At 70.2% G+C, this 22,834-nt stretch carries 18 protein-coding genes and 3 pseudogenes; 19 read left to right on the top strand and 2 right to left on the bottom strand.

Going from position 1 to position 22,834, the window contains the following annotated elements:
* Positions 1-57 precede the first annotated feature (57 nt).
* The 6 genes and pseudogenes from IG02_RS0105885 to IG02_RS0105860 form a co-directional block, all read left to right on the top strand.
* Positions 58-1,344: a GAF domain-containing protein gene (locus IG02_RS0105885; protein WP_051764508.1), complete on the top strand. Its 1,287-nt coding sequence runs from the start codon at positions 58-60 to the stop codon at positions 1,342-1,344.
* Between the two features lie 97 nt (positions 1,345-1,441).
* Positions 1,442-2,911 (top strand): aldehyde dehydrogenase family protein, encoded by a 1,470-nt coding sequence (locus IG02_RS0105880; RefSeq protein ID WP_030742617.1) that lies wholly within the window; start codon positions 1,442-1,444, stop codon positions 2,909-2,911.
* Complete coding sequence (locus tag IG02_RS0105875) at positions 2,908-4,644, top strand: APC family permease (RefSeq protein WP_234314619.1); 1,737 nt, start codon at positions 2,908-2,910, stop codon at positions 4,642-4,644. Before IG02_RS0105880 ends, IG02_RS0105875 begins: the two co-directional genes overlap by 4 nt.
* Before the next feature lie 98 nt (positions 4,645-4,742).
* Positions 4,743-6,314, top strand: coding sequence for a GMC family oxidoreductase (locus IG02_RS0105870; protein ID WP_030742613.1), 1,572 nt, complete (start codon positions 4,743-4,745; stop codon positions 6,312-6,314).
* Positions 6,315-6,456: 142 nt separating this feature from the next.
* Complete coding sequence (locus IG02_RS0105865) at positions 6,457-7,980, top strand: aldehyde dehydrogenase family protein (protein WP_030742611.1); 1,524 nt, start codon at positions 6,457-6,459, stop codon at positions 7,978-7,980.
* Between the two features lie 18 nt (positions 7,981-7,998).
* Positions 7,999-9,705, top strand: a pseudogene (locus tag IG02_RS0105860) (ATP-binding cassette domain-containing protein); the annotation flags it as partial.
* Between the two features lie 280 nt (positions 9,706-9,985).
* Here the strand turns inward: IG02_RS0105860 and IG02_RS0105855 are convergent.
* Complete coding sequence (locus IG02_RS0105855) at positions 9,986-10,897, bottom strand: helix-turn-helix transcriptional regulator (protein WP_037802394.1); 912 nt, start codon at positions 10,895-10,897, stop codon at positions 9,986-9,988.
* Positions 10,898-11,119: 222 nt separating this feature from the next.
* Here IG02_RS0105855 and IG02_RS0105850 point away from each other — a divergent pair, with 222 nt between their 5' ends.
* From IG02_RS0105850 to IG02_RS0105840, 3 genes are all read left to right on the top strand, one after another.
* The gene (locus IG02_RS0105850; protein WP_030742605.1) at positions 11,120-11,440 is read left to right on the top strand and encodes a carboxymuconolactone decarboxylase family protein; all 321 of its coding nucleotides are present in this window, start codon (positions 11,120-11,122) and stop codon (positions 11,438-11,440) included.
* A 72-nt stretch (positions 11,441-11,512) separates the two neighbouring features.
* Positions 11,513-11,947, top strand: coding sequence for a cupin domain-containing protein (locus IG02_RS0105845; protein ID WP_030742603.1), 435 nt, complete (start codon positions 11,513-11,515; stop codon positions 11,945-11,947).
* Positions 11,944-12,801 carry an aldo/keto reductase gene (locus IG02_RS0105840; protein WP_030742601.1) on the top strand — a complete coding sequence of 286 codons (858 nt, stop codon included), beginning with the start codon at positions 11,944-11,946 and terminating at the stop codon, positions 12,799-12,801. The genes IG02_RS0105845 and IG02_RS0105840 overlap by 4 nt, the downstream gene beginning before the upstream one ends.
* A gap of 342 nt (positions 12,802-13,143) precedes the next feature.
* Here IG02_RS0105840 and IG02_RS37630 read toward each other — a convergent pair whose 3' ends face one another.
* A complete protein-coding gene (locus tag IG02_RS37630; protein WP_051764506.1) occupies positions 13,144-14,136 on the bottom strand; it encodes a helix-turn-helix transcriptional regulator in 993 nt (330 codons plus the stop codon).
* 123 nt (positions 14,137-14,259) lie between these two features.
* On the opposite strand from IG02_RS37630, the gene IG02_RS41370 reads away from it, so the two are divergent.
* The 10 genes and pseudogenes from IG02_RS41370 to IG02_RS0105790 all read left to right on the top strand — a co-directional run bounded on the left by IG02_RS41370 (position 14,260) and on the right by IG02_RS0105790 (position 22,621).
* A complete protein-coding gene (locus IG02_RS41370) occupies positions 14,260-14,448 on the top strand; it encodes a hypothetical protein (RefSeq protein WP_158712242.1) in 189 nt (62 codons plus the stop codon).
* Between the two features lie 786 nt (positions 14,449-15,234).
* A pseudogene (locus IG02_RS35980) lies at positions 15,235-16,108 on the top strand (helix-turn-helix domain-containing protein).
* A gap of 2 nt (positions 16,109-16,110) precedes the next feature.
* On the top strand, positions 16,111-16,812 hold the full coding sequence (locus IG02_RS0105825; protein ID WP_030742597.1) for a hypothetical protein: 702 nt from the start codon (positions 16,111-16,113) through the stop codon (positions 16,810-16,812).
* 158 nt (positions 16,813-16,970) lie between these two features.
* Complete coding sequence (locus IG02_RS0105820; protein WP_030742595.1) at positions 16,971-17,603, top strand: WhiB family transcriptional regulator; 633 nt, start codon at positions 16,971-16,973, stop codon at positions 17,601-17,603.
* Positions 17,600-19,181, top strand: a pseudogene (locus tag IG02_RS35975) (hypothetical protein). The gene IG02_RS0105820 and the pseudogene IG02_RS35975 overlap by 4 nt, the downstream one beginning before the upstream one ends.
* Positions 19,178-19,369, top strand: a complete 192-nt coding sequence (locus tag IG02_RS0105810; RefSeq protein WP_030742593.1) for a hypothetical protein — start codon at positions 19,178-19,180, stop codon at positions 19,367-19,369. Before IG02_RS35975 ends, IG02_RS0105810 begins: the two are co-directional and overlap by 4 nt.
* 87 nt (positions 19,370-19,456) lie before the next feature.
* Positions 19,457-19,693, top strand: a complete 237-nt coding sequence (locus IG02_RS42565) for a hypothetical protein (protein ID WP_078854235.1) — start codon at positions 19,457-19,459, stop codon at positions 19,691-19,693.
* Positions 19,690-20,310, top strand: coding sequence for a plasmid mobilization protein (locus tag IG02_RS43800; protein WP_037802392.1), 621 nt, complete (start codon positions 19,690-19,692; stop codon positions 20,308-20,310). Before IG02_RS42565 ends, IG02_RS43800 begins: the two co-directional genes overlap by 4 nt.
* Before the next feature lie 5 nt (positions 20,311-20,315).
* Entirely contained in the window at positions 20,316-22,055 is a 1,740-nt protein-coding gene (locus tag IG02_RS0105795) for a relaxase/mobilization nuclease domain-containing protein (protein WP_030742584.1), read from the top strand.
* Between the two features lie 122 nt (positions 22,056-22,177).
* Complete coding sequence (locus IG02_RS0105790) at positions 22,178-22,621, top strand: hypothetical protein (RefSeq protein ID WP_030742582.1); 444 nt, start codon at positions 22,178-22,180, stop codon at positions 22,619-22,621.
* Positions 22,622-22,834 lie beyond the last annotated feature (213 nt).

The following is a 22,834-nucleotide window of genomic DNA, read 5'->3' as shown; positions in this document are numbered from 1 at the left end:
CGAGAGCCGGCGCGAGGATGGGGCCGTGTCCGGCGGCATCCGACCGGGGAGGCGCGGTTGACCGGCTCGTGGGTGGCCCTGGAAGCGGGCGCCGACCCCGTGCGGCGCCGGGGCGCGCTGCACAGGGCGTACGAGTCCTTCGCGTCGACGGGTCGGGTGGAGCGTCCCGTACGGACGGTGGTGGCGGATTCCTGGCGCCGTTCGGTCCGTGCCCGGGTCGGCCGGGAGGACATGGCCCGGGTGGAGTTGTCCGACGACGAGCTGGCCGCTTACCGGGACGCCCATCCGCTGGCCGGGGCCATGCCCCTGTTCCGTGAGCTGATGGGCGCGTACGCGCTGGACGGCCGCCATCTGATGGCGGTGTGCGACGCGCACGGCAGGCTGCTCTGGGTCGAAGGTCACCGCGCGACCCGACGGCAGGCGGACCGGATGAACTTCGTCCCCGGGGCCTGCTGGGCGGAGGCCGTCACCGGCACCAACGCGCCCGGCACGGCGATCGCGGTCGACCGGCCCGTGCAGGTCTTCGCCGCCGAGCACTTCCAGCGGCCGGCGCACCCCTGGACCTGTGCGGCGGCGCCCGTGCACGACCCCCGGACGGGACGGCTGCTGGGCGCGGTCGACATCACCGGCGGAGACCGGCTGGCCCACCCGCACAGCCTGGGATTCGTCGGCGCGGTGGCGCGGGCGGCCGAGTCGCACCTGGCGCTGCTCGACCCGGCGCCCGAGCCGGGTTCCGTACGGCTCACTGTCCTCGGCCGTGACGAGGCGCTGCTGCGGGCGGGCGGGCGTACGGTCCGCCTGAGCCGTCGGCACAGCGAGATCATGACTCTGCTCGCGCTCCGCCCGGAGGGTGTCACGGGCGACGAACTGCTGGTGGAGCTGTACGAGGACGAGTCGGTCACCCCGGTCACCCTGCGCGCCGAGCTCTCCCGGCTGCGCGGGCTGCTCGGCCCCGGCCTGCTGCGCTCACGCCCGTACCGGGTGGCCCCGTCCGTCGAGTCGGACTACGGCGCCGTCGTCCGGCTGCTGGCATCGGGGGCGACGACCTCCGCGATGGGCGCGTACGCGGGACCGCTGCTGCCCGGTTCGCGGGCCCCGGCCGTCGTACGGCTGCGGCGTCGGCTGGCCGACCAGTTGCGCGCGGCGCTGATCGCCCGGGAGGACCCGACGCTGCTGGCCGACTGGGCGTACAGCCCTTGGGGCGAAGACGACCTGCCGGTATGGCGGGCCCTCGCGGCCGCGCTCCCGGCACCGCAGCGACCGGCGGCGCGGGCGCGGGCCGAGGAACTCGACGCGCGGCAACGCCTTCCGCGTACCGCCCGCCCTCCCGCAGGCGGAACGTGACGTATCTCCTTACTGTCGGTGGATAGAGCACCCCTCGCGCGGGCCGTACGACCGGCCTGACCGCCCCGGGTGCACCGCCCGAGTAGGAGGAGCCCTCATGCCGGAGCTGTTCATCGGCGGCACCTGGACCACTGCCGTCAGTGGGCAGGTGCGCGAGATCCGCTGCCCGGCGGACGGCACCCTGGCCGGTGCCGTGGACGAGGGCGGGCCGAAGGACGCCGCGGCGGCCGTCGCCGCCGCCCGCGACGCCTTCGACCGGGGCCCGTGGCCCGCCACTCCGGCCGCGGAGCGCGGCCGGCTGCTGCTCCGCGTCGCCGACCTGCTGGAGCGCGACAGGGCCGCGCTCGCCCGCGCCGAGTCCCTGGACACCGGGAAGCGGCTCGTGGAGAGCGAGTACGACATGGACGACATCGCGAGCTGCTTCCGTTACTTCGGGAACCTGACCGCCGCGGGCGGCACCGACCGGATCGTCGACACCGGAAACCCGGGGATCGACAGCCGGGTGGTGCACGAGCCGGTCGGGGTGTGCGCGCTGATCACTCCCTGGAACTACCCCTTGCTGCAGACCGCGTGGAAGGTCGCGCCGGCGCTCGGCGCCGGCAACACCTTCGTCCTCAAGCCGAGCGAGCTGACCCCGCATACGGCGATCCTCCTGATGCGGCTGCTGACGGAGGCCGGGCTCCCCGGCGGCACCGCGAACCTGGTCCTCGGCACCGGTCCCGCCGTCGGCGCGCCGCTCACCGAGGACCCGCGGGTCGACATGGTGTCGTTCACCGGCGGGCTGGTCACCGGCCGGCGGATCATGGCCGCTGCCGCCCCCACCGTGAAGAAGGTGGCGCTGGAACTGGGCGGCAAGAACCCCAATGTCGTCTTCGCCGACGCCGACTACGAGGCCGCCGTCGACTACGCGCTGACCGCGGTGTTCCTGCACTCGGGGCAGGTCTGTTCCGCCGGCGCCCGGCTGCTCGTACAGGACGAACTGCACGACGCGTTCGTCGAGGACGTCGTCGCCAGGGCGCGCGTGATCCCCCTGGGCGGGCCGTTCGACGAGCACGCCCGTACCGGACCGCTGATCTCCGCCGCGCACCGCGACAAGATCGAGGCGTACGTGGCGGCGGGAATCGCCGAGGGCGCCGTGCTGCGCTGCGGCGGCGCGCGCCCGGACGACCCGGAGCTGCGTGACGGCTACTACTACCTGCCGACCGTGCTGGACGAGTGCACTCCGGAGATGACGGTCGTACGGGACGAGTCCTTCGGGCCCGTCCTGACGGTCGAACGGTTCCGCGACGAGGCGGAGGCGGTCCTGCTCGCCAACGACACGGTCTACGGCCTGTCCGGTGCGGTGTGGTCGCAGGACGTCGGCCGGGCACACCGGGTGGCCGCGCGGATCCGGGCCGGCACCGTATGGATCAACGACTTCCAGCCTTACGTGCCGCAGGCCGAGTGGGGTGGGATGAAGCAGTCCGGCTTCGGCCGTGAGCTGGGGCCGGCCGGGCTCGCGGAGTACCAGGAGGCCAAGCACGTGTGGCGCAACCTCGCGCCCCGGCCGCAACGGTGGTTCGAGTGAGGCGGGGGCCGGACGCGGGCGGGTCGCGGGAAGAGCCCGACGGGTCACCGGAAGAGGCGGACGGGTCACCGAAGGAGCCCGGCGGGTCACCGGAGAGGGCCGGCCCACCGGACGACCGCCGTGACAGCGGCGACGAGCACCTCCGCCGAGCCCGCCGGGCCCGCCGGACCCGTGCGGAAGCCCGACAAGCCTCGGACCTTGACGACGACGAGTCGCTCAGAGCGTTCGGCTACAAACCGGAACTGAAGCGCACCCTCGGCAATTTCCACACCTTCGCGGCCGGAATCAGCTACATCTCCATCCTCACCGGAACCTTCCAGCTCTTCTACTTCGGCGTCAAATTCGCCGGTCCGGCCTACTGGTGGTCCTGGCCCATGGTGTTCCTCGGCCAGCTGATGGTGGCCCTGTGCTTCTGCGAGCTGGCCGCCAGTTATCCCGTCGCCGGTTCGGTCTACAACTGGTCGAAGAAGCTCGGCGGTCCCCATGTCGGCTGGCTCGGCGGCTGGATGATGACGACGGCCACCATGGTCTCGCTCGCGGCCGTCGCGCTCGCCTACCAGGTGACACTGCCGCAGATCTCCGCCTTCTTCCAGTTCGTCGGCACCGGGCACGGCCCCACCGACGCGGCACAGAACGCCGTTCTGCTGGGCACGGTCCTGATCCTCTTCACCACGCTGGTCAACGCCTACGGCGTCAAGCTGATGGCGAGCATCAATTCCGCCGGTGTGATGATCGAGCTGATCGCGGCTGTCGTCCTGGTCCTGCTGCTGGCCGCGCACATCACCCGCGGCCCCGCCGCGATCGTGCGCACGGACGGCTACGGCGCCGGTCAGCCGCTCGGCTACCTCGGCGCCTTCCTCACCGCCTCGCTCGCCTCCGCGTACGTCATGTACGGCTTCGACACGGCGTCCTCGCTGGGTGAGGAGTCGCGCGACCCCAGCCGCAACGCGCCGCGCGCCATCCTGCGCGCGCTGATCGCCTCGTTCCTCATCGGCGGGCTGATCCTGCTGTTCGCCCTCCTGGCCGTACCCGACCTGCACGCCAAGGCGCTGGTCGTGGACGGCCTCCAGTACGTGGTGCTCTCCACGCTCGGCCCGACCGTCGGCCAGATCGTGCTGTGGTGCGTGGTGGTCGCCATCACGGTCTGCGCGCTGGCCGTGCACGCGGCCGGTATCCGGCTTGCGTTCGCGATGTCCCGCGACAACTGCCTGCCGGCGTCCTCGCTGCTGGCCCGGGTGAGCCCGCGGTTCGGGACGCCCGTGGTCCCCGCTGTCGTCATCGGGCTGATCGCCGTCTGCATCCTCCTCCTCAACATCAACCAGCCGCAGATCTTCTCGGTCATCACGAGCATCGCGATCATCATGATCTACGTGGCCTATCTGCTGGTCACCACGCCCCTGATGATCCGGCGGCTGCGGGGCACCTGGCGGCCGGCCGAGGGCCGCTTCTCGCTCGGCCGGCTCGGGCTGCCGGTCAACGTCCTGGCCGTGCTGTGGGGTATCGGGATGGCGCTCAACCTCGCGTGGCCGCGCCCCGAGGTCTACAACGCGACCGGCCCGCACCACTGGTATCTGCGCTGGGGAGCGTTCCTCTTCGTCGGCATCGTCGCCGGAGGCGGCTTCACGTACTACTGGCTCGTCCAGCGCAAACGGACGGGCGTGCTGGAGGCACACCGGTCCTCCGCCCAGCAGCCGCCCGCCCGGGAACAGCCGCCCCCCACCGCCTCCCCCTGAACCTTTGTCGCTGTGCACCCCCTCGCCTCTCCCCTCCCTCGATTCCCAAGCCCTATCGGTTCCCTGTCGACCCATCGGCCCCGAGGACTGGAGCAGAGATGTCAGCGGAAGACTCACCGCACGCCTTCGACTACGTCGTGGTCGGCGGCGGCACCGCCGGGGCGGTCGTGGCCGCCCGGCTGTCCGAGGATCCGGACGTCACGGTGTGCGTGCTGGAAGCAGGCCCCTCGGACGTCGGCGACGGGAACGTCCTGCGGCTGGACCGGTGGATGGCCCTGCTGGAGTCCGGCTACGACTGGGACTATCCCGTCGAGCCGCAGGAGAACGGCAACAGCTTCCTCAGGCACGCCCGAGGCAAGGTGCTCGGCGGGTGTTCCTCGCACAATTCCTGCATCGCCTTCTGGGCCCCGGCCGAGGATCTCGACGAATGGGCCGCACGAGGGTGTACGGGGTGGAGCGCCGCGGACTGCTTCCCGCTGTACCGACGGCTGGAGACCAACGACGCGCCCGGGGACCACCACGGCCGCTCCGGGCCGGTCACCATCCGTACGGTCCCGCCGGACGACCCGTGCGGCACGGCCGTACTTGACGCCTGTGCCGCGGCCGGGATTCCCGTGACACCGTTCAACACCGGTACGACGGTGGTGCGCGGGGCGCACTGGTTCCAGATCAACGCCCGCGAGGACGGTACGCGGGCGTCGGCCTCGGTGTCGTACCTGCACCCGCTGATCGGCGGACGGACCAATCTGGAGATCCGTACCGGACTCCAGGCCAGAGCCCTGGTGTTCGACGACACCGGGCGCTGCGTGGGCGTCGAGTACCTGCGGCCCGACACGGTCCACACCGGCACGGTGGCGGCCCGCCGCGAAGTGGTCGTGTGCTGCGGAGCCATCGACTCGCCGAAGCTGCTGATGCTCTCGGGCATCGGCCCCGCCGGCCACCTGCGGGAGACCGGGGTGGATGTACGAGTGGACTCCCCCGGCGTCGGCTCGAACCTCCAGGACCACCCGGAGGGCGTGATCATGTGGGAGGCGAAACGGCCCATGGTCACCTCCTCCACGCAGTGGTGGGAGATCGGGATCTTCGCCGCCACCGAACCGGGCCTGGACCGGCCGGACCTGATGTTCCACTACGGATCCGTGCCGTTCGATCTGAACACCTACCGCCGTGGCTATCCCACCTCGGAGAACGCCTTCTGTCTCACACCGAATGTCACCCGGGCGCGGTCGCTGGGGACGGTCCGGCTGCGCACCCGCGACTTCCGGGACAAGCCGGCGGTCGATCCCCGTTACTTCACTCATGAGCACGACATCCGGGTAATGACGTTCGGGCTGCGGCTGGCCCGGGAGATCGTGGCGCAGGCACCGCTGGCCGAGTGGGCGGGTACGGAACTGGCGCCGGGGCGGGCGACGCAGACCGACGACGAACTCCTCGAGTACATCCGGCAGACCCACAACACCGTGTACCACCCGGCGGGCACGGTGCGGATGGGCGCGCGGGACGACGCGGACGCGCCGCTGGACCCACGGCTGAGGGTGAAGGGGGTGACCGGGCTGCGGGTGGCGGACGCGTCCGTGATGCCGCTCCTGCCGACCGTGAATCCGTGCATCACGACAATGATGATCGGCGAGAAGTGCGCGGACATGATCAAGGAGGACGCGTCGACGTGACGGGCCGCGGGGCGCCGAGGTTTCGCCACCCGAACGAGTGACACCCGCCCCGTGCAACCCGGTCGCAACGTTGTGCTCTCTAGCCTTTGGGGCCCGGGCGCCGCCCGACGGCGGGCGGCGCGGACTCCGAGAGGGCACAGAGATGACCCGTTACGCAGCGCCCGGCAGCGAGGGCTCGATCGTCTCGTACGCGTCCCGTTACGACCACTGGATCGGCGGGGAGTACGTCCCGCCGGCCCGCGGCCGGTACTTCGAGAATCCCAGTCCGGTCAACGGCCGTCCCTTCACCGAGATCGCCCGGGGCACGGCCGAGGACGTCGAACGCGCACTGGACGCGGCACACGGCGCGGCACCCGGATGGGCCAGGACACCGGTCGCGGAGCGGGCCGCCGTACTGAACCGGATCGCCGACCGGACGGAGGCGCACCTGGAGGAGCTGGCGGTCGCCGAGAGCTGGGAGAACGGCAAACCGGTACGGGAGACCCTCGCCGCCGACCTCCCGCTGGCCGTCGACCACTTCCGCTACTTCGCGGGGGTCCTGCGCGCGCAGGAGGGGTCCGTCAGCGAACTGGACGAGGACACCGTCGCGTACCACTTCCAGGAGCCGCTCGGGGTCGTGGCGCAGATCATTCCGTGGAACTTCCCCCTGCTGATGGCCGCGTGGAAACTGGCGCCCGCACTGGCGGCGGGCAACGCCGTGGTGCTGAAGCCCGCCGAACAGACCCCGGCCTCGCTGCATCTCTGGCTCGGCCTCGTCGCCGACCTGCTGCCGCCTGGTGTGGTCAACATCGTCAACGGCTTCGGCGTCGAGGCGGGCAAGCCGCTGGCGTCCAGCCCGCGCGTGGCCAAGGTCGCCTTCACCGGGGAGACGACGACCGGGCGGCTGATCATGCAGTACGCCTCCGAGAACATCAAGCCGGTCACGCTGGAGCTGGGCGGCAAGAGCCCGAACATCTTCTTCGACGACGTCTGGGCCATGGACGACGACTTCCGCGACAAGGCCCTGGAAGGCTTCGCCATGTTCGCCCTCAACCAGGGAGAGGTGTGCACCTGCCCGTCACGTGCCCTGATCCAGGACGGCCACTACGGCGACCTGCTCGCCGCCGGCGTGGCCCGCACGGAGGCGATCGTCCCGGGCCACCCCCTGGACACGGCCACGATGATCGGCGCCCAGGCGTCCAACGACCAGTTGGAGAAGATCCTTTCCTATGTCGACATCGGGCAGCAGGAGGGCGCCAAGATCCTCACCGGAGGCCAACGGATCGAATACGACGGCGAACTGGCCGGCGGCTACTACGTACAGCCCACGATCTTCGAGGGCCACAACCGGATGCGGATCTTCCAGGAGGAGATCTTCGGCCCGGTCCTCGCGGTGACGTCCTTCAGCGATTTCGACGACGCGATGAAGACTGCGAACGACTCGCTGTACGGACTGGGCGCGGGCGTCTGGACCCGGGACATGAACACCGCCTACCGCGCGGGCCGCGCGATCCAGGCGGGCCGGGTATGGACGAACTGCTACCACGCCTATCCGGCGCACGCCGCGTTCGGCGGATACAAGCAGTCGGGCATCGGCCGTGAGAACCACCGGATGATGCTGGACCACTACCAGCAGACGAAGAACCTCCTCGTGTCGTACTCGGCCAAGAAGGCCGGACTCTTCTAGCCTCGTGCTTTCACGAGGCTAATGTGCCAGGTCGGAACCGGTGTGCTCGCGGCCCTTGGCCTCCTGGCGGTCACGGGAACGATCACCGCGCTGATCTCCACGGGCGACATCGCCGAGCGGCTGTGGGACGCCGCCCCGCAGCTGTCCGTCATCGCTGCGGCCACCGGTCTGCGCGCACTGCTGGGCATCACGGTCGTCTGGCTGACCGGGCGTCTGCGGCCGGTTCTCGGCCGGGCGGCGGAACTGACGATGATCGAGGCCGCGCTCGGCGCAGAACTGGCCGCGAACAACAAGCCCGGCTACAACGACGCCTACGACATCGCCGATCGCGGCGCCCAGGTCACCCCCGACCTGGTGGAAGAGGCACAGGACGTGCTCTCGGCGACCGCGACGCTCGCGGCCGGCGCAGCCGTCCTGACCGTTCTGCACCCGCTGCTACTTCCCCTTCTCTTCCTCGCGTGCTTGCCGCAGGCCGCCGCCTACGTCCGGTCGGCACGGGTGATCTACCTCGCTGGCCTGGAGACCTCCGGGCGGCGCCGGATGCTGGGCAAGCTGCGCTGGCACATGGCGTACATGGAGTCCAGCGAGGAGATGCGGGCCTGTCTGGCCGGCCCCTTCCTGATCGGCCGGTACCGGAAGCTGGCCGCTTCGGTTAACGCGGCGGAGCGCAAGGCCGCGAACACGGGCGCGTGGATGGGGCTGGCCGGTGCTATCGCCGGCGGGGTAGCTTCGATCGCGGTATGGGCGGCCCTGCTGTGGCTCCTGGCATCCGGCCGCATGAGCCTGGCAGCCGGAGGCGGCGCGGTCTTCGCTCTCCAGACGGCCACCGGCTCGGTGCGCGGCATCATCAACGGCGGGGCCCGCCTGGTGCGCACTGGCTGGTACGTGCAGGACTGGCAGAACTTCCTCGACAATGCCCACGGCCAGGCCATGACCGACTCCCGCGGCGCTACAGCCCTCCCTGCGGTCCCGGAACGCTTCGAGGTCCGCAACGTCACCTACCGCTACGACGGCGCCTCGAAGAGCAGCCTCAGCGGAGTGTCCCTCCACGTGCGGCGCGGCGAGATCGTGGCCCTAGTCGGGGAGAACGGCTCCGGCAAGTCCACCCTCTCCCGCTTGCTGTGCGGACTGCTGCTGCCCACCGAAGGCGAGGTAGCCTGGGACCACGGCTCCACGGCGGAACTGGATCCCTGGGAGGCGTGGAAGCACGTCGCCCTGGTCCCGCAGAAGTTCACATATCTGCCGCTGACGATGCGCGACAACATCACCTTCGGGCAGGGCGATACCAGCGACGCAGCCCTGCTCGCCGCGTGCGAGGCATCCGGCGCCGCAGAGATGCTCCCCAACCTCCGCTCCGGCCTGAACACCCTTCTGACCAGCGAGTGGTTCGGCGGGCAGCAGCTCTCCGGCGGTCAGTGGCAGCGACTGGTGCTCACCCGCGCTTTCCACCGGCAGGCGGCGCTGTTGGTGATGGATGAGCCCACGGCCGCCCTTGACGCCCGTGCTGAGCACAGGATCTTCTCCGGACTGCGGGAACTGGCCAAGGACCGCGCCGTCCTGCTGATCACGCACCGGCTCACCAATGTCGCCGTCGCCGACCGTATCGTGGTCCTGGACGAGGGACGGATCATCCAGGAGGGCACCTACGTCCAACTCACCCAGGAGCCGGGGCTCTTCCAGTCACTGTGGGAACTTCAGCGCCGGATGAGCGGCGGCACGGACTGATCACCGCTCCCCGATCCGCGCCGTACACACGTCCGTCCACCGTCCTAAAAGGCAGAGCCACCTGCCCTCTCCCGCCTCCGCGATCGTCACCGACCAGGTCAGCCGCGTCCTGCTGATCCACCCGGCGACGCGGTCCAGCGGCTGCGCCCCGTGGACGGGCTGGCTCTGTTCACGAGAACCGACAGCACTTGTACACGAGTTTGGACAGCACTCGACTTCACTGCAGGAATCGAACAGTCCGCTGATGCCGGGCGCGACGAGCGCTGTCGGATCGGCGTTCTCAGCGCCTGCCAGTGGTGGTGTCGGTTGACGACTTGCCGGGGAGTCCGTCTGCACCTGGGGCGTGCTCGGTGGCGGCCCAGGTGGCGAGGAGTCGCAGGGTGTCGTGGTCGGGGGTGCCGGGGGCGGCGCTGTAGGCGGTCAGGGTCAGTCCCGGCAGGGCCGGTAGTTCCATGGCGTCGAAGTCGAGGGTGATCTCGCCGACGGCGGGGTGGTGGAAGGCTTTGCGGCCGGTGTGGTGCAGGCGCACGTTGTGCTTGGCCCAAGCGGTGCGGAACTCGTCGCTGCGGGTGACGAGCTCGCCGATCAGCCCGGTCAGCTCGGTGTCGTGCGGGGCCCGTCCGGCTTCGGTACGCAGCAGGGCGACGGTGGTGTTCACGGCTTCCTCCCAGCGGGGGAAGAAGTCGGGGCCGGTGGGGTCGAGGAACTGGAAGCGGGCGATGTTGACCGGTTCGCGTGCGCCGGTGGCGTAGAGCGGGCTGTACAGGGCGCGGCCGAGGGGGTTGGTGGCCAGGACGTCGAGGCGGCCGTTGCGGATGAAGGCCGGGCAGTCGTCCATGGAGCGCAGGACGCGCAGCACGCTGTCGGGCAGGGGGCCGCGGGGGCGCCGGGTGCGACGGGTGGGGCGGTGGGCGGCGGCGCGGGCCAGGTCGTACAGGTGGGCGCGTTCGGCGTCGTCGAGCTGGAGGGCGTTCGCGAGCGCGTCGAGGACTTCTTCGGAGGCTCCGGCGAGGTGGCCGCGCTCCAGGCGGACGTAGTAGTCGATGCTGACGCCGGCGAGCAGGGCGACTTCCTCGCGGCGCAGGCCGGGCACGCGCCGGTTGCCGCCGTAGGCGGGCAGCCCGGCCTGCTGCGGGGTGATCTTGGCGCGGCGGGAGGCCAGGAACTCGCGGATGTCGCTCTCGGTACTCATGCCTTCCACGCTAAGCCGGGCGGGGCAAATGTGGGGGGTCCTGTCGGTACCTGTAACAGCAGACCCTTCTCCACCTTCTTGACCTGGTGTTTCCTCGATATCACAGGCCGCCGGCGCGGTCGGGAGCCGTACGGGAGCAAGTTGCCGCGGCTGCCGTGGTGCCCGGTCCGACACATTGTGGAACCAGCCTGGTCCACCCGTTCGATCTAGGAGACCTTTCTCATGCCGAAGCAGTCCGCCCCCCAGGCGCTTGCCGCGATCGCCCCGAAGCTGGTCGAGGTCACCGACGAGGTTCTCTTCGGTGACATCTGGGAGCGCCCCGGGCTGTCGCCGCGCGACCGCAGCCTGGTGACCGTGAGTGTCCTGGCGGCGCTCTACCGCAGTGAGCAGCTCGGCTACCACCTCGGTGTTGCCCTGGACAACGGGCTCAGTGTGGAGGAGCTGTCGGAGGCGATCACGCATCTGGCGTTCTACGCCGGATGGCCCAACGCGATGACCGCGATCACGCAGCTGAAGAAGATCGCCGACGAGCGTTCCGCCTGACCTTCGGCGCGAGCGACGCAACACACCCGGTACGGCCAGCCGGCCGTACGAGACCGACGAGGAGAGAACACCATGACCGCAGGCGAATTCGACCAGATCTTCCCCCTCGGGGAGAAGAACGACGCCTACGCGCAGTACTTCACCGGCCAGAGCTACCTGGCCCCGCTGGCCACGGGGAGCGTTCCCGTCAGCAACGTCTCCTTCGAGCCGGGCTGCCGCAACAACTGGCACATCCACCACGGCACGGGCGGGGGCGGCGACCAGATCCTGCTGTGCACGGCGGGCAGCGGCTGGTACCAGGCCGAGGGCGAGGAGCCCGTCAGCATGGAGCCGGGCACCGTGGTCCGCGTCCCGGCGGGCACAAAGCACTGGCACGGTGCGAAGGCCGACTCGTGGTTCTCCCACCTCGCCTTCATCACCCCGGGCGAGAACGTCAGCAACGAATGGCTGGAGCCCGTCACCGACGAGACGTACGGGCAGCTGCCGCAGAACGGAGCGCACGAATGACCGCCCTGGACGAGACCTACACACTGTCCAACGGGGTCGAGATCCCCAAGCTGGGGCTCGGCACCTGGTTCATCGACGACGACAAGGCGGCCGAGGCGGTGCGTGCGGCCGTCGGGATCGGCTACCGCAACATCGACACCGCCCAGGCATACGGCAACGAGCACGGCGTCGGCGACGGCGTACGCTCCTGCGGGGAGCCTCGCGACGAGCTGTTCGTCTCGACCAAGCTCGCCGCCGAGATCAAGGACTACGACCAGGCGATCGCCGCGATCGACGGCTCCCTCACCACGCTGGGCCTGGACCACGTCGACCTCGTGCTGATCCACAGCCCACAGCCCTGGGACGACTTCCGCGGCGGCGACTACGCCCAGGGCAACCGCGAGGCATGGCGTGCCCTGGAGGACGCCCACCGGGCTGGCAAGATCCGCTCTATCGGCGTCTCCAACTTCCAGCGGCACGATCTGGAGAACATCCTGCAAGGCGCGAGCGTGGTTCCGCACGTGAACCAGCTGCTCGTGCACGCCGGCAACACCCCTTCCGACCTGCTGGCCTACTGCCAGAGCAAGCAGATCCTCGTCGAGGCGTACTCGCCGATCGCCCACGGCGCGATCCTGACGAACGCCGAGGTCCAGGCGATGGCACAGAAGTACGGCGTGTCCGTCCCTCAGCTGTGCATCCGCTACACCCTGCAACTGGGCACGGTGTCGCTGCCCAAGACGGCCAACCCCGAGCACATGCGCTCCAACGCCGAGGTCGACTTCGAGATCTCCGGCGCCGACATGGACGTCCTGCGGGACCTGCGCGGCGTGGACTACGGCGAACACAGCGCGTTCCCCGTCTACGGCGGCAAGTGACGCCGGACGGGCCACTGTGCGCACCCCCATAAATCCGGCCGAAGGGCATGTGAGGGGCTTGCGCCCAGGCCGTGTGGTTCTCCGTGAATATCGAACACAACGCGCCGTCGATGCCTCCCAAACTCGTGTACAGGTGCTGTCGGTTCTCGTGAACAGAGCCAACGGGCAGATCGTGCTCGCCGCCTACCGTGCCCGGCGCGGGAACACCGCCACCGCCCACCTCACCGACGGCCGGCACATCCTGGACGTGCCCGCGCTGGATCGCCATGACGTCCACATCCGCCACCGGCCGTTGTGGGACAGCCCCCCTCAACCGGGCTCCGCACCGCGACTTCCCGCCGTCTACAGACAACTCCGCACGGACCGCGAGCTGCTGACTTGCCGACGAGCATGACGCGTCTGTGGGGAATTCATCAAAACAGGTATGGCGCCACCGCGTTGAGGATCTGTTTCAACTCCCATTCCCTGATGTGAGCCAACGTCGGAGCCGCTTTCCTCACTCGGCCTGTCTCGCTCATCATTCTCGACCCGGGTAAGTACCACCAGCCGGCAGTCGGGCATGCCTGCCGGGCGCAGGACGTGGCTGACGACTTCGATGGTTTCGCCGGCGAGTGCGGGCACTGACATGCGGAAGACGTGGCCGTCTCGGGTTTCTATCAGTTCACTATCCGTCATGCAGGCGTGCCACACGTGCGGGTCTTTTCTGACTTCTTGGATGAGTTTCAGCAGTTCATTGTGATCGCCAGGGGCAGCCAGGGCGAACTTGAGCATGTGAACGTATATGGAGACGTGCTGCGTCCAGTCGTGGAACTGGGCGCGCGCTTCAGGGGCGAGGAGTGCCCATCTCATCAAGTTGGCATCCGGCTCGGTCACCCATGGCCACCATTGGGCCATCGCCTCGTTGTACGCGAGGATGTTCCAGTTCGGGTCGCAGAGGTAAGCCGGGCTGGGCATCTGCCGGTTGATGAGCAAGCGCAGCCCCCAGGCCAGTTCGGGGTGGTCGCGTCTCGGGGACGGCGGGAGGGCAGTGCCGACGTTGTAGAGCAGCAGGACGTGGCGCTCGTGTTTGTCCAGGTCAAGCAGGCGGGCCAGGTTCTCGCATTGCTCGCGCTTGAAGCGGGGTGGTCTTTCTCCGCGTTCGATCTTGCGGTAGGTGCGTTCTCCGAGCTTCAAGGCTCGGGCGACGACGAGCTGGGTCTGCCCGGCCGCGGTTCGCCATCTGCGCAGTACGATGCCAAATTCCATGTGCTCCTTGGAGACAGCGTCCTCGGCCTCAGAGGGTATCTCCGTGCCCTCGGTGACGTCCGGAGCCGGTCCATTCGCGCCCGTCACCATGACCGGTTCCTCTCTTCCTATCCGCCCATCAGGGATCCCACTACATCGGGTTCCATGAAAAAAAGGGGGTCGGCGTGACTCGCCGGCCCCCACCCTGCTCGTTTCGCCACAGACGATACGCATTTGCAGATTGATCTTGACCGCGGGGTGCGAGGACCGATCCCCCCACCAAATGATTCAATAGCCAACGAAACAGACATCTCGACCGGCAATTTTTTGCCGGTTATCGCGACCGGCAAAAAATTGCCGATATTCACGCCGACGCAGAAGTGGCCGCATTTTGGGTGTCCCTATTTTCCGGCGGCCACCTGATGGTTTCTCAGCCGCGCCACACAAAAGGGGACTTGGCTACCAACTCAGGGACCGACGCCATACACCAAGACGTTGGTCTACGCGCGTCAACTCTGTCGGGCCCATGCGTTGACGGGAGCATGGTGGCTTGGCTTAAATCCTCTGACCAGCGCTGACAACCCAGCGTCAACGTCCGATAACCTAACGGGGGCCGGCATGGTGATCACCACCCATGGCTGCTGCAGCACATCGTCCAGGGCGGCTGCGTCCTGTCGCAATCGCCAGCAGTCATCCGGCGGCCCGCTTTCCTCTGCGGCGTGCACGGGGCTCTTCCGCTAAGGACTTGGCGATCGCCCGGCCGGCGTCGCGCCCGAGCGTACGACTACTACAGCGTTTAAGAACCAAGTCTGGACCTTGACGCCAGGCCGTGCGTATGTTCGTCGTCCCCGGGCACACCGCCCGGTCGATGAACGTGAGGAGCGGTAGAGACGGGCCAGACCGTGTTGGTCCGCATACAGCGGCGGCGCCCGGAAGCGGCAAACTCCCGGACGCCGAACGCTCAACGGCAAACCGCCCCGGCAAGGGCGGGCATTGCCCACCATCACCACGCTGATCCCTTCCACGGGGCGCGTCAGCGTGGCAACACTGCAAAGGGGAGTATCACATGCCTCCTGCCTTGCGCGAAAGGCCAGCCCGCCTGGCCTGCGCGTCAGCCACCTCCGCCTCGGTGCCTTCCGGCCCCGGGCCGGAGCACACCACCCCGGCCTCGGCGCGCCGTCGGCGCCGCTGCGTGAGCGGGAGCGGCCGATGAGCAGCGATGCCCGCGAGTGGGTGTGGGAGCACAGCTCCAGCCGGGGGACCGCGCGGTTGGTGCTGCTGTCGATCGCCGATCGGGTGGCCGACGAGCAGTGCGTCTCCTGGGCCTCCCTGGCCAGCCTGGCGGAGCGCACGAACGCGGGCCGGTCCACGGTGCGCGATGCCCTCGACCGGCTGCTCGGCAGCGGTGAGCTGGAGCAGCTTGACGATCTCACCGGTCCGCAGCGCAGCACGGTCTACCGCCTGCCTCTCGCCGCGAAGGCCATGGCACAAGCCGCCAGCGAGCAGAACGAGGGGGGCGACGAGGAAGCCTCGGCGAACGAGGCCGAGGTGGGCCTGACGCTCCGGCTCTCGGTCCTGCGGCGGTACGGAATCCGTCCGCGTAAGGTGCCGGAATCCCCCACGAAGGGCCAGAAACCGGCAGGTCCGGAAACCGGTACCTCCCGACGGAAACCGGCACCCCGGCGTGCCGGAAACCGGCACACAGAACCGTAGTGAACCGGAATGGAACCGTAGGTACAGCAGTGGTGGTGCTGCCGTCACCTCGGCTGCCGAGTGGCAGGTCGACCCAGACACCCACGCCTGGGTCCGCCAGCACGGGCACCTCGATCGCCTCGGCGATGAGGGCCTGGCCGCCGCAGATGCCAAGTGGCGTGCGCACCGCGCCGACTTCAAGCCCCGCTCGGCTGGGGCCTGGGCTGCCGACTGGCGTTCCTGGGTCGCCCGGGAGCACGCTCCGGTACACCCGAAGCTCTACGCCGTACCCGACAGCGGACACCGTCCGGTGCGGAGCATGACCCGCACCGAGGCGCACCAGGCTGCCCTCCTCGCCGCTCTCGACGAGCCGACCGGAACGGAGGGCTGACCGTGGACCGCCGTGAAGTCGCTGCCCTGCTGGCCTACATCGGCCGGCTCGACCCTCGCACTACCCGCACCGATCCGGGCGAGGCCGGTGAGCAGCTCGCGCAGTGGCACGAGCTGCTGGGTGACGTGCCGATGGCTACGCCGTACGGCTGGGACGCCCGTGTCACCGCCCGTCGGCACATCCGCCTCTCGCCGTATCAGATTCTGCCCGCGGATGTGGCCCGCCCGTGGGAGAGCTACCGGCGCGACCGTCTGGCCCGCCATTCGGATCCCACGCCGTGCGTCGACCCGGACGACCAGGCGGCCTGGACCGCCGAGCTGGTCGGCGCCCGCCGCGCCGTCGCCGCCGGCACCGCGCAGCCCGCGCAGGCCCGGGCGATCGCCAGCGGTCGAGGCGGGCTCGACCCGAGGCTGGAGGCGCGGCTGCGGGAGGTCGGCTCGTGCATACCGCCCGCTGCCCGAGCCGCCCTCGCGCCGTACCGGCCCGCCAGGGCAGCACGCGAGGCGGCTGTCGCCCAGGGCCGGCCCGACGCCCTGCGTGTCCGCTGCGAGTGGTGCCTGGCCCAGCCCGGTGAGCCGTGCCGCCGCCGGAGGATCGGCCCCGACGACGGAGCACGCGCAACCGCCCCGCGCGCCACCCCGCACCCCAGCCGCGTCGCAACCGCCCAGCAGACCGAGCAGGTCCAGCAGCCCGCACTGGCCTGACCGACGCGCGATGCCGTGCATCCCCGTCCGGTGCACCGCCACCCACCGACCCGGCCCCGGCCGCGGCGCACTCCCCGCACCGCAATCAGCACCCGACGCCGCACCCACCCAGCGCCGGCCCCTGGCCGACCAGCGCGGCAGCACATCGGAGACCCCTCTTGCGCCACATCACCACCCACGACGCGCCGGCCACCGGCCTGCGCGGCATCGGCGACACCAGCTGGCACACCCGCGGTGCGTGCCACGGCATGGACGTCGAGGACGCCGACGCCGTGTTCTTCCCACTCCCCCGCGACCACGACGCCATCGCCGAGGCGAAAGAGCTGTGCGGCTGGTGCCCGGTCCGCCGCGACTGCCTCAACTACGCCCTGGAAAACGTCCTCAAGGAGGGCGTGTGGGGCGGGCTCACCGAGGCCGAGCGGCGCCCCTGGCACGACGGACTGCACCAGCGCCTCGACTACCGGCGTGTCAGCGCGTTCTTCCAGGGACGCGACGTGCACCTGACCGAGGCCGAGCGGCAGGTCGTCATCGACCACGCCTACGTGCGTGGCTGGCGGCCCGACCGGCTCGCCGCAGCCCTGCAGATCAGCCACAAGCACGCCCGTGACCTGCTCCGGCAGGCCGCCAACAAGGTCTTCGACCGCGACCGCACCTACGGCGTGCCACGGCCCAAGAAGAAGCGGAAGAAGACCGCTCCAGCCACGGGCAGCCCCGCGCCCGGCATACGGAAGTCAGCAGCCCGCTTGGCAGTGTCGACTCCGGCGAACGCCCCTCTCGGAAAGGCCACATGACCCACCCTGTCCTGGCCCTCAGCACCGCCCCGGACCTTCCTCTCCTCCTCGCCGCCGTCGTGCCCGCCGCACTGGTGCTCGTGCTGACCGCCTGGGCCATCCGGCGCCGGGGCACGCGCCCCCAGAAACGTCTCGGCGGTCCGGCGGTCAAGGTCGCCGCCCTTGCCGCCCTCGGCTGCACCGCCTACAGCGCGGATACGAGCTGGCGTTTCGCGGCCGACTACCTCGACATGGCCGGCACCGCCGAGCGGGCTGGGATGTTCGCCGCTGCTGAGCTGGCACTCTTCGCGACCGCGTTGATGGCCCGGCAGAACCTGGCCACCCAGGGTGCCCCCGGTCTGCCGGGCACGCTGGTCTGGGTGATCACCGGAGTGCAGGTGATCCCCGCCTATGCCGAGAGCGGTCCTGTCGGCGGCACGGTCCGGGCCTTCGTCGGGCCAATCATGGCGGCGATGCTGTGGCACCTCGCGATGGGCATCGAACTGCGCCTGCGCACTCCAGGCGCCGCCTCACACGGGCTGATCGCCGTCCTGGGGCGTGTCGCGCGAGCGGCTGCTGTCTCGCCTCGGCATCGCCGCGCGAGACCGCGACGCCGCGCAGATCACCCGGGACCGGGCCACCGCCCGCGCGGTCGCCCTCGCCGCCCGCCTTGCCGAGTGCACACCCGAGCAGCAGCTCAGCTGGCGCGGCCGGCGGCTGACCCGGCGCTTGTCGAAGGCAGTCGGCAGGGCCTCGGTCGGCACCGACCCCCTCCAGCGAGCGCAGCTGCTCGACCAGCTTGCCGCCCGTCGGCACGCCCTCGCGCTCGCCACGGTCCCGCTTCCCTCGCCCTGGTCCCCGGCGCACAGCACCACAACGGCAGGCTCGGTCCCCTCGCCGCCGACGCCGAATGCGCCGGTCCCCGTCCCCGGTCCCCACAGTCCCGACGAGCCGGAGGCGGACCGGGGACCGGACGGCTTGAGGGGACCCGTCCCCGAAATCGCAGACTCAAAGGCGTCGTCAAGTAAGGGGACCGAAGGCAAGAAGGCGGGGACCGAGGCCCCAGAAGCGGGCGCAGCCCCGGGGACCGGTCCCGCTAATCTGGAAGCCGCAGAGGGGAACGCCGCAGACGCGGGGACCGACCGCGCTGCGCGAGAAGCCCCTGGTCAGGGCCCTGGTTCGTACCTGGGACCGAACGCTGCCGAGTCGGCGACCGAGACCACCGGGGACCGGGGACCGAGCGCCGTCGAGTCGGGGACCGAGACCACCGGGGACCGGGGACACACGGCCCCCCTCCGGCGGAAGACGACCACGAAGCCCCGCACGAAGAGCAAGGGAAAGCGCGACCGGTCCCGTACCCCGCGGACACAGCGGCCGCCACGCGAGCCGGAGCAGTCGGTAGGCCAGCTCGCCGAGCAGGTCCGTCCCCACGTCCCCGCCCTGCTCGAACGGGACGGCAACGAGTCCGTGACCCGTGTGCAACTACGGGAGATCCTCCGCCGCGAGGGCCTCCCGGGCGGCCGAAACGACCGGCTGAGCCTCGTCCTCCAGGAACTGCGGAGCGACGACACCACGAAGACAAGGAGCACCGTCCGATGAAGACCTGCCACCAGTTCGACACCGTGCGGGCGGAGTACGAGCGGGAGATCGGTTTCATGATCGCCCATTCCGAGCGGCACGCGGGCAGGCCGGCGGCGAAGTCCAGCGCGAAGCAGGCTGCCTCGACGAAGCAGCGCATGGCCCGCGCGCTCAACAGCCACGTCGGGCGCTGCCCCGAATGCGGCTGAACCGCCACATCCCCAGTTCAACGTCCCTATCCGCAACCGGTGGCCTGGTTTCGTGCCGGGTCACCGCCCCGCTCCAGGAGACACGCCGTGATTCCGCGTCCCCCTCGCTCATCCGAGCCCACCACCGCCGAGGCCGGCGCCTGGGCAGACGTCCTCGTCCGTCAACGTCTCCTGCACGCCGCCGTCCTCACACCGACCGGCCAGTGGCTCGTCCAGGACCACCCGGCGGGTCCCGTCCGCGTCCTTCTCGGGCCGGCCGACGTCCTCGCGCTGGCCGCAACCATCCAGCACCACACCCGCTCCACGAGGCCGGGATCCCGATGACAAACCCGAACTTGAACGGCACGACCCCGGAACCTGCTCCCGACTTCAACTCGGTCTCGGGGCGAGCAAGTTATCCCCTTGGGTACTCCGCCTTGAGCGGAGTATCCAAGGGTTCCCCTGCCCCGGTGGGGCCGGGGCTCGTCCGGCGCCGGGGGACGCCAGACGAGGAGGCTGCGACCGAGGGCGGATCGCAGTCAGAGGGGATACAGGACGGACGTAAGCAGCCGCGCACGCGCCGCCGCAAGTACCAGCGTCGCCAGCGTCCGCATGTCCGCAACACCCGCTTCAGCGACGACGAACTCGCCCTCGTGACAGCCGGAGCGAAGGCCGCCGGCCTCACCTTCGCCGGCTTCCTCGCCCGCGCTTCCCTCTCCGCCGCTCGGGACCTCGAACGGACCGCGAGTGCCGTCGCCGGCGAGCGTGAGGTGATCGCCGAGCTATTCGCCGCCCGTCGCCACCTCGGCCACGTCGGAAGCAACTTGAACCAGATTGCCCGAGCGGTCAACGCCGGAGGGCACCCTGGCGAACTCGACGTGGTCATCACGGCCACCGACCGTGCAGTCCAGCGCGTCCAGCACGCCACCGACCGGCTCCTCCACCAGGACAGCACCCCCTGACCGGCATGATCCCCAGGATCCAGAAGCGCGGACAGCGCACCATCGGCCTCCTCTACTACCTCTACGGGCCGGGCAAGTTCGAAGAGCACACCGACCCGCACCTGGTCGCCTCCTGGGATGACAACGCCCCCGACCCCGGTCGTGCCCCCTCCGCCACGCTCAAACAGCTCCAGCAGCTCCTCGATCAGCCCGTCGAGAACGTCGAGCAGGCCAACCGGCCCAAGAAGCATGTGTGGCATCTGTCGGTCCGCAACGCCGAAGAAGACCGGAATCTGAGCGACGAGGAATGGGGCGAGGTCGCCCGGCGCATGGTGGCCGCCGCCGGCATCGATGACCCCGAACAGGGCGCTGGCTGCCGCTGGGCGGCGGTCCGGCACGCCGACGACCACATCCACATCATCGCCACCCTCGTGCGCGAGGACGGGTTCAACCCCGACCTCGACCACGACGCCGCCCGCGTTCAGGCCCAGGCCCGCGCCCTCGAAGTGGAACTCGGCCTGCGCCGCCTGAACAAGGGCGACGGCACCGGCGCGAAGCGACCCACCAGCGCTGAGCGCCACACGGCTGAGCGCCAGGGGCGCGAGCGTACAGCCCGCGAGGAACTGCGAGAAACGGTACGGCGGGCGGTGACCGGCGCGAGGAGCGACGAGGAGTTCTTCGACCGGCTCGCCGCCGCCGGCCTCCTGATCCGCAAGCGCGCCGCGCCGTCCGGTGACCTGCTCGGATACAAAGTCGCCCTGCCAGATGACCTGAACAAGGACGGCGAGCCGGTGTTCTACCCCGGCGCGCGCCTGGCCCCCGACCTGTCGCTGCCCCGCATCCGGGAGCGCTGGTCCGGCGACGCCCAGGACGCCCCCGCTTCCGTGCAGGAGGAAGTGATCCGTACAGGGCCGGGGAGTCCGGCCGCCGCGCGCCGCGAGACGGCGTCAGCCGTGTGGCAGGCCGTGCTCGTCGTCGAGCACGGCGAGGACGCGGTTGCCGCCGCCCACATCGCCGCAGCCGGGGAGGTCCTGGACGCCCTCGCGAAGACGTCCGCCGCCCACACCCGCCGCGAACTGCGCGACGCCGCAACGGCCTTCGAGCGCGCCTCGCGCTCCCACGTCCGCGCCGTACGGGAACACGACCGCGCGCTACGGCAGGCCGCCCGCGACCTCGTCCACGCAGGGCCCGCCCTCGGCCGCGGCGAGGACGGCGCCACCACTGCGATGGCCATCGACATGCTGTTCTTCCTGATCACCGCCGCCGCGCACTGGCACGCCAGAAAGGGACACGCCCAGCAGGCCGAAGCCGCCACCCGGGCCGCCGAGCACCTGCGCACCGCCTACCGGACCGCAGCCACCCAGCCCCTCGGCGTGCTCCACCAGCGAAGTCGGCGCCTGAGCCGGCCGATGCTCCAGCGGCAGACGGTGCTGCTACGCGAGGCGCTGCCGGAGCTGGCCGAGCAGATCCTCGCCGAGCCCGGCTGGTACGCCCTGGCCGCGACCATCGCGGATGCCGAAACCGCCGGCCACAGCCCGGCCGCACTCCTGACCGACGCGGCAGCGCGTCGCGAACTCGACACCGCGGGCTCGGTGAGCGATGTACTGGTGTGGCGGCTGCGGCGTCAGGCCGATCTTCCGGCCGACGCCTTGGGACAGCCCAAGAACAGCACGGCGACGAATCCATCCGCCGCGCGCCCGGCGGCATCCCGTACCGCTGCCCCTGGCCGGCGTCTCGATGAAGAGACGGCGGGCAACACACGATGAGCCCTCTCGGTTCGCCTCTCGACCGTCACTCGGCTGGACTGTTGACTCTGTGAATTGAAGCTCCACCGAGTCACGGCGCACGATCATGACGCGAGCAGGACGAGACGAAGGAGTACGGCAGGGTGTTTTACCGGATACGCCGCCGGGCGGCGAAGCCCAGCAATACAGTGCGCCGGTTCATTGAACGGTCGGCGCGGCTGGAGGGCCAGGTGCCACCGGAGGTCGAACAGGTGCGGGCGGAACTGGAACGTATAGAGCCGGCCGCCGTGGTGGACGACTTCCTTCCGCCGGAGCTGCGAGTGCCCAGCCACGACCAGCTCGACGGCCGGATGATGCCGTGGAAGTGGCCGCTCGTCCTCGACGGCGAGATGGTCGCCTGCGCCGAGTGCGGCGCATACCGGGACTGGCTCATCCTCTCCACCCGCGACCAGATCTGGCTGCGCTGCCGGGCCGGCCACCAGCAGCAGGAGACGCGCCTCGACACCGCCTGGTACAACCGGAACTCCGGACCGGCGGACGCGACACACCCGACGTTCGAGGACTGCCTGCGCCACCTCGGACACTGACCCCACCCCCACAACCCCACCGGGCCCGCGGGCCCGCACTGACCATCCGTCGCCTGGAACAAGGGGCCAGTTCAGCCATGGCGGTCGCGTCGCCACCACAGCCCTCGGCCCCACCGCCGCTCTCCTCGCCGTGCCCGCCTGCTCCACCGACACCACCGAAGCCAAGCCCGACACCGCCTCCTCCCTCCTGGAGGAAAACCGGCCGGACCCACC

The sequence above is a fragment of the Streptomyces sp. NRRL F-5135 genome (assembly GCF_000719775.1).
In the GTDB taxonomy this organism is placed as follows: Bacteria; Actinomycetota; Actinomycetes; order Streptomycetales; family Streptomycetaceae; genus Streptomyces; species Streptomyces hebeiensis.
The sequence above is the reverse complement of the archived record's forward strand: the minus strand, read 5'-3'. Positions and strand labels throughout refer to the sequence as shown.

What these genes read in the sequence shown, in the direction of transcription:
- IG02_RS0105880 (WP_030742617.1), top strand. Translation starts at nt 1,442, where the DNA reads ATGCCGGAGCTGTTCATCGGCGGCACCTGGACCACTGCCGTCAGTGGG.
- IG02_RS0105870 (WP_030742613.1), top strand. Translation starts at nt 4,743, where the DNA reads ATGTCAGCGGAAGACTCACCGCACGCCTTCGACTACGTCGTGGTCGGC.
- IG02_RS0105865 (WP_030742611.1), top strand. Translation starts at nt 6,457, where the DNA reads ATGACCCGTTACGCAGCGCCCGGCAGCGAGGGCTCGATCGTCTCGTAC.
- IG02_RS0105855 (WP_037802394.1), bottom strand. Translation starts at nt 10,897, where the DNA reads ATGAGTACCGAGAGCGACATCCGCGAGTTCCTGGCCTCCCGCCGCGCC.
- IG02_RS0105850 (WP_030742605.1), top strand. Translation starts at nt 11,120, where the DNA reads ATGCCGAAGCAGTCCGCCCCCCAGGCGCTTGCCGCGATCGCCCCGAAG.
- IG02_RS0105845 (WP_030742603.1), top strand. Translation starts at nt 11,513, where the DNA reads ATGACCGCAGGCGAATTCGACCAGATCTTCCCCCTCGGGGAGAAGAAC.
- IG02_RS0105840 (WP_030742601.1), top strand. Translation starts at nt 11,944, where the DNA reads ATGACCGCCCTGGACGAGACCTACACACTGTCCAACGGGGTCGAGATC.
- IG02_RS37630 (WP_051764506.1), bottom strand. Translation starts at nt 14,136, where the DNA reads ATGGTGACGGGCGCGAATGGACCGGCTCCGGACGTCACCGAGGGCACG.
- IG02_RS0105810 (WP_030742593.1), top strand. Translation starts at nt 19,178, where the DNA reads ATGAAGACCTGCCACCAGTTCGACACCGTGCGGGCGGAGTACGAGCGG.
- IG02_RS43800 (WP_037802392.1), top strand. Translation starts at nt 19,690, where the DNA reads ATGACAAACCCGAACTTGAACGGCACGACCCCGGAACCTGCTCCCGAC.
- IG02_RS0105795 (WP_030742584.1), top strand. Translation starts at nt 20,316, where the DNA reads ATGATCCCCAGGATCCAGAAGCGCGGACAGCGCACCATCGGCCTCCTC.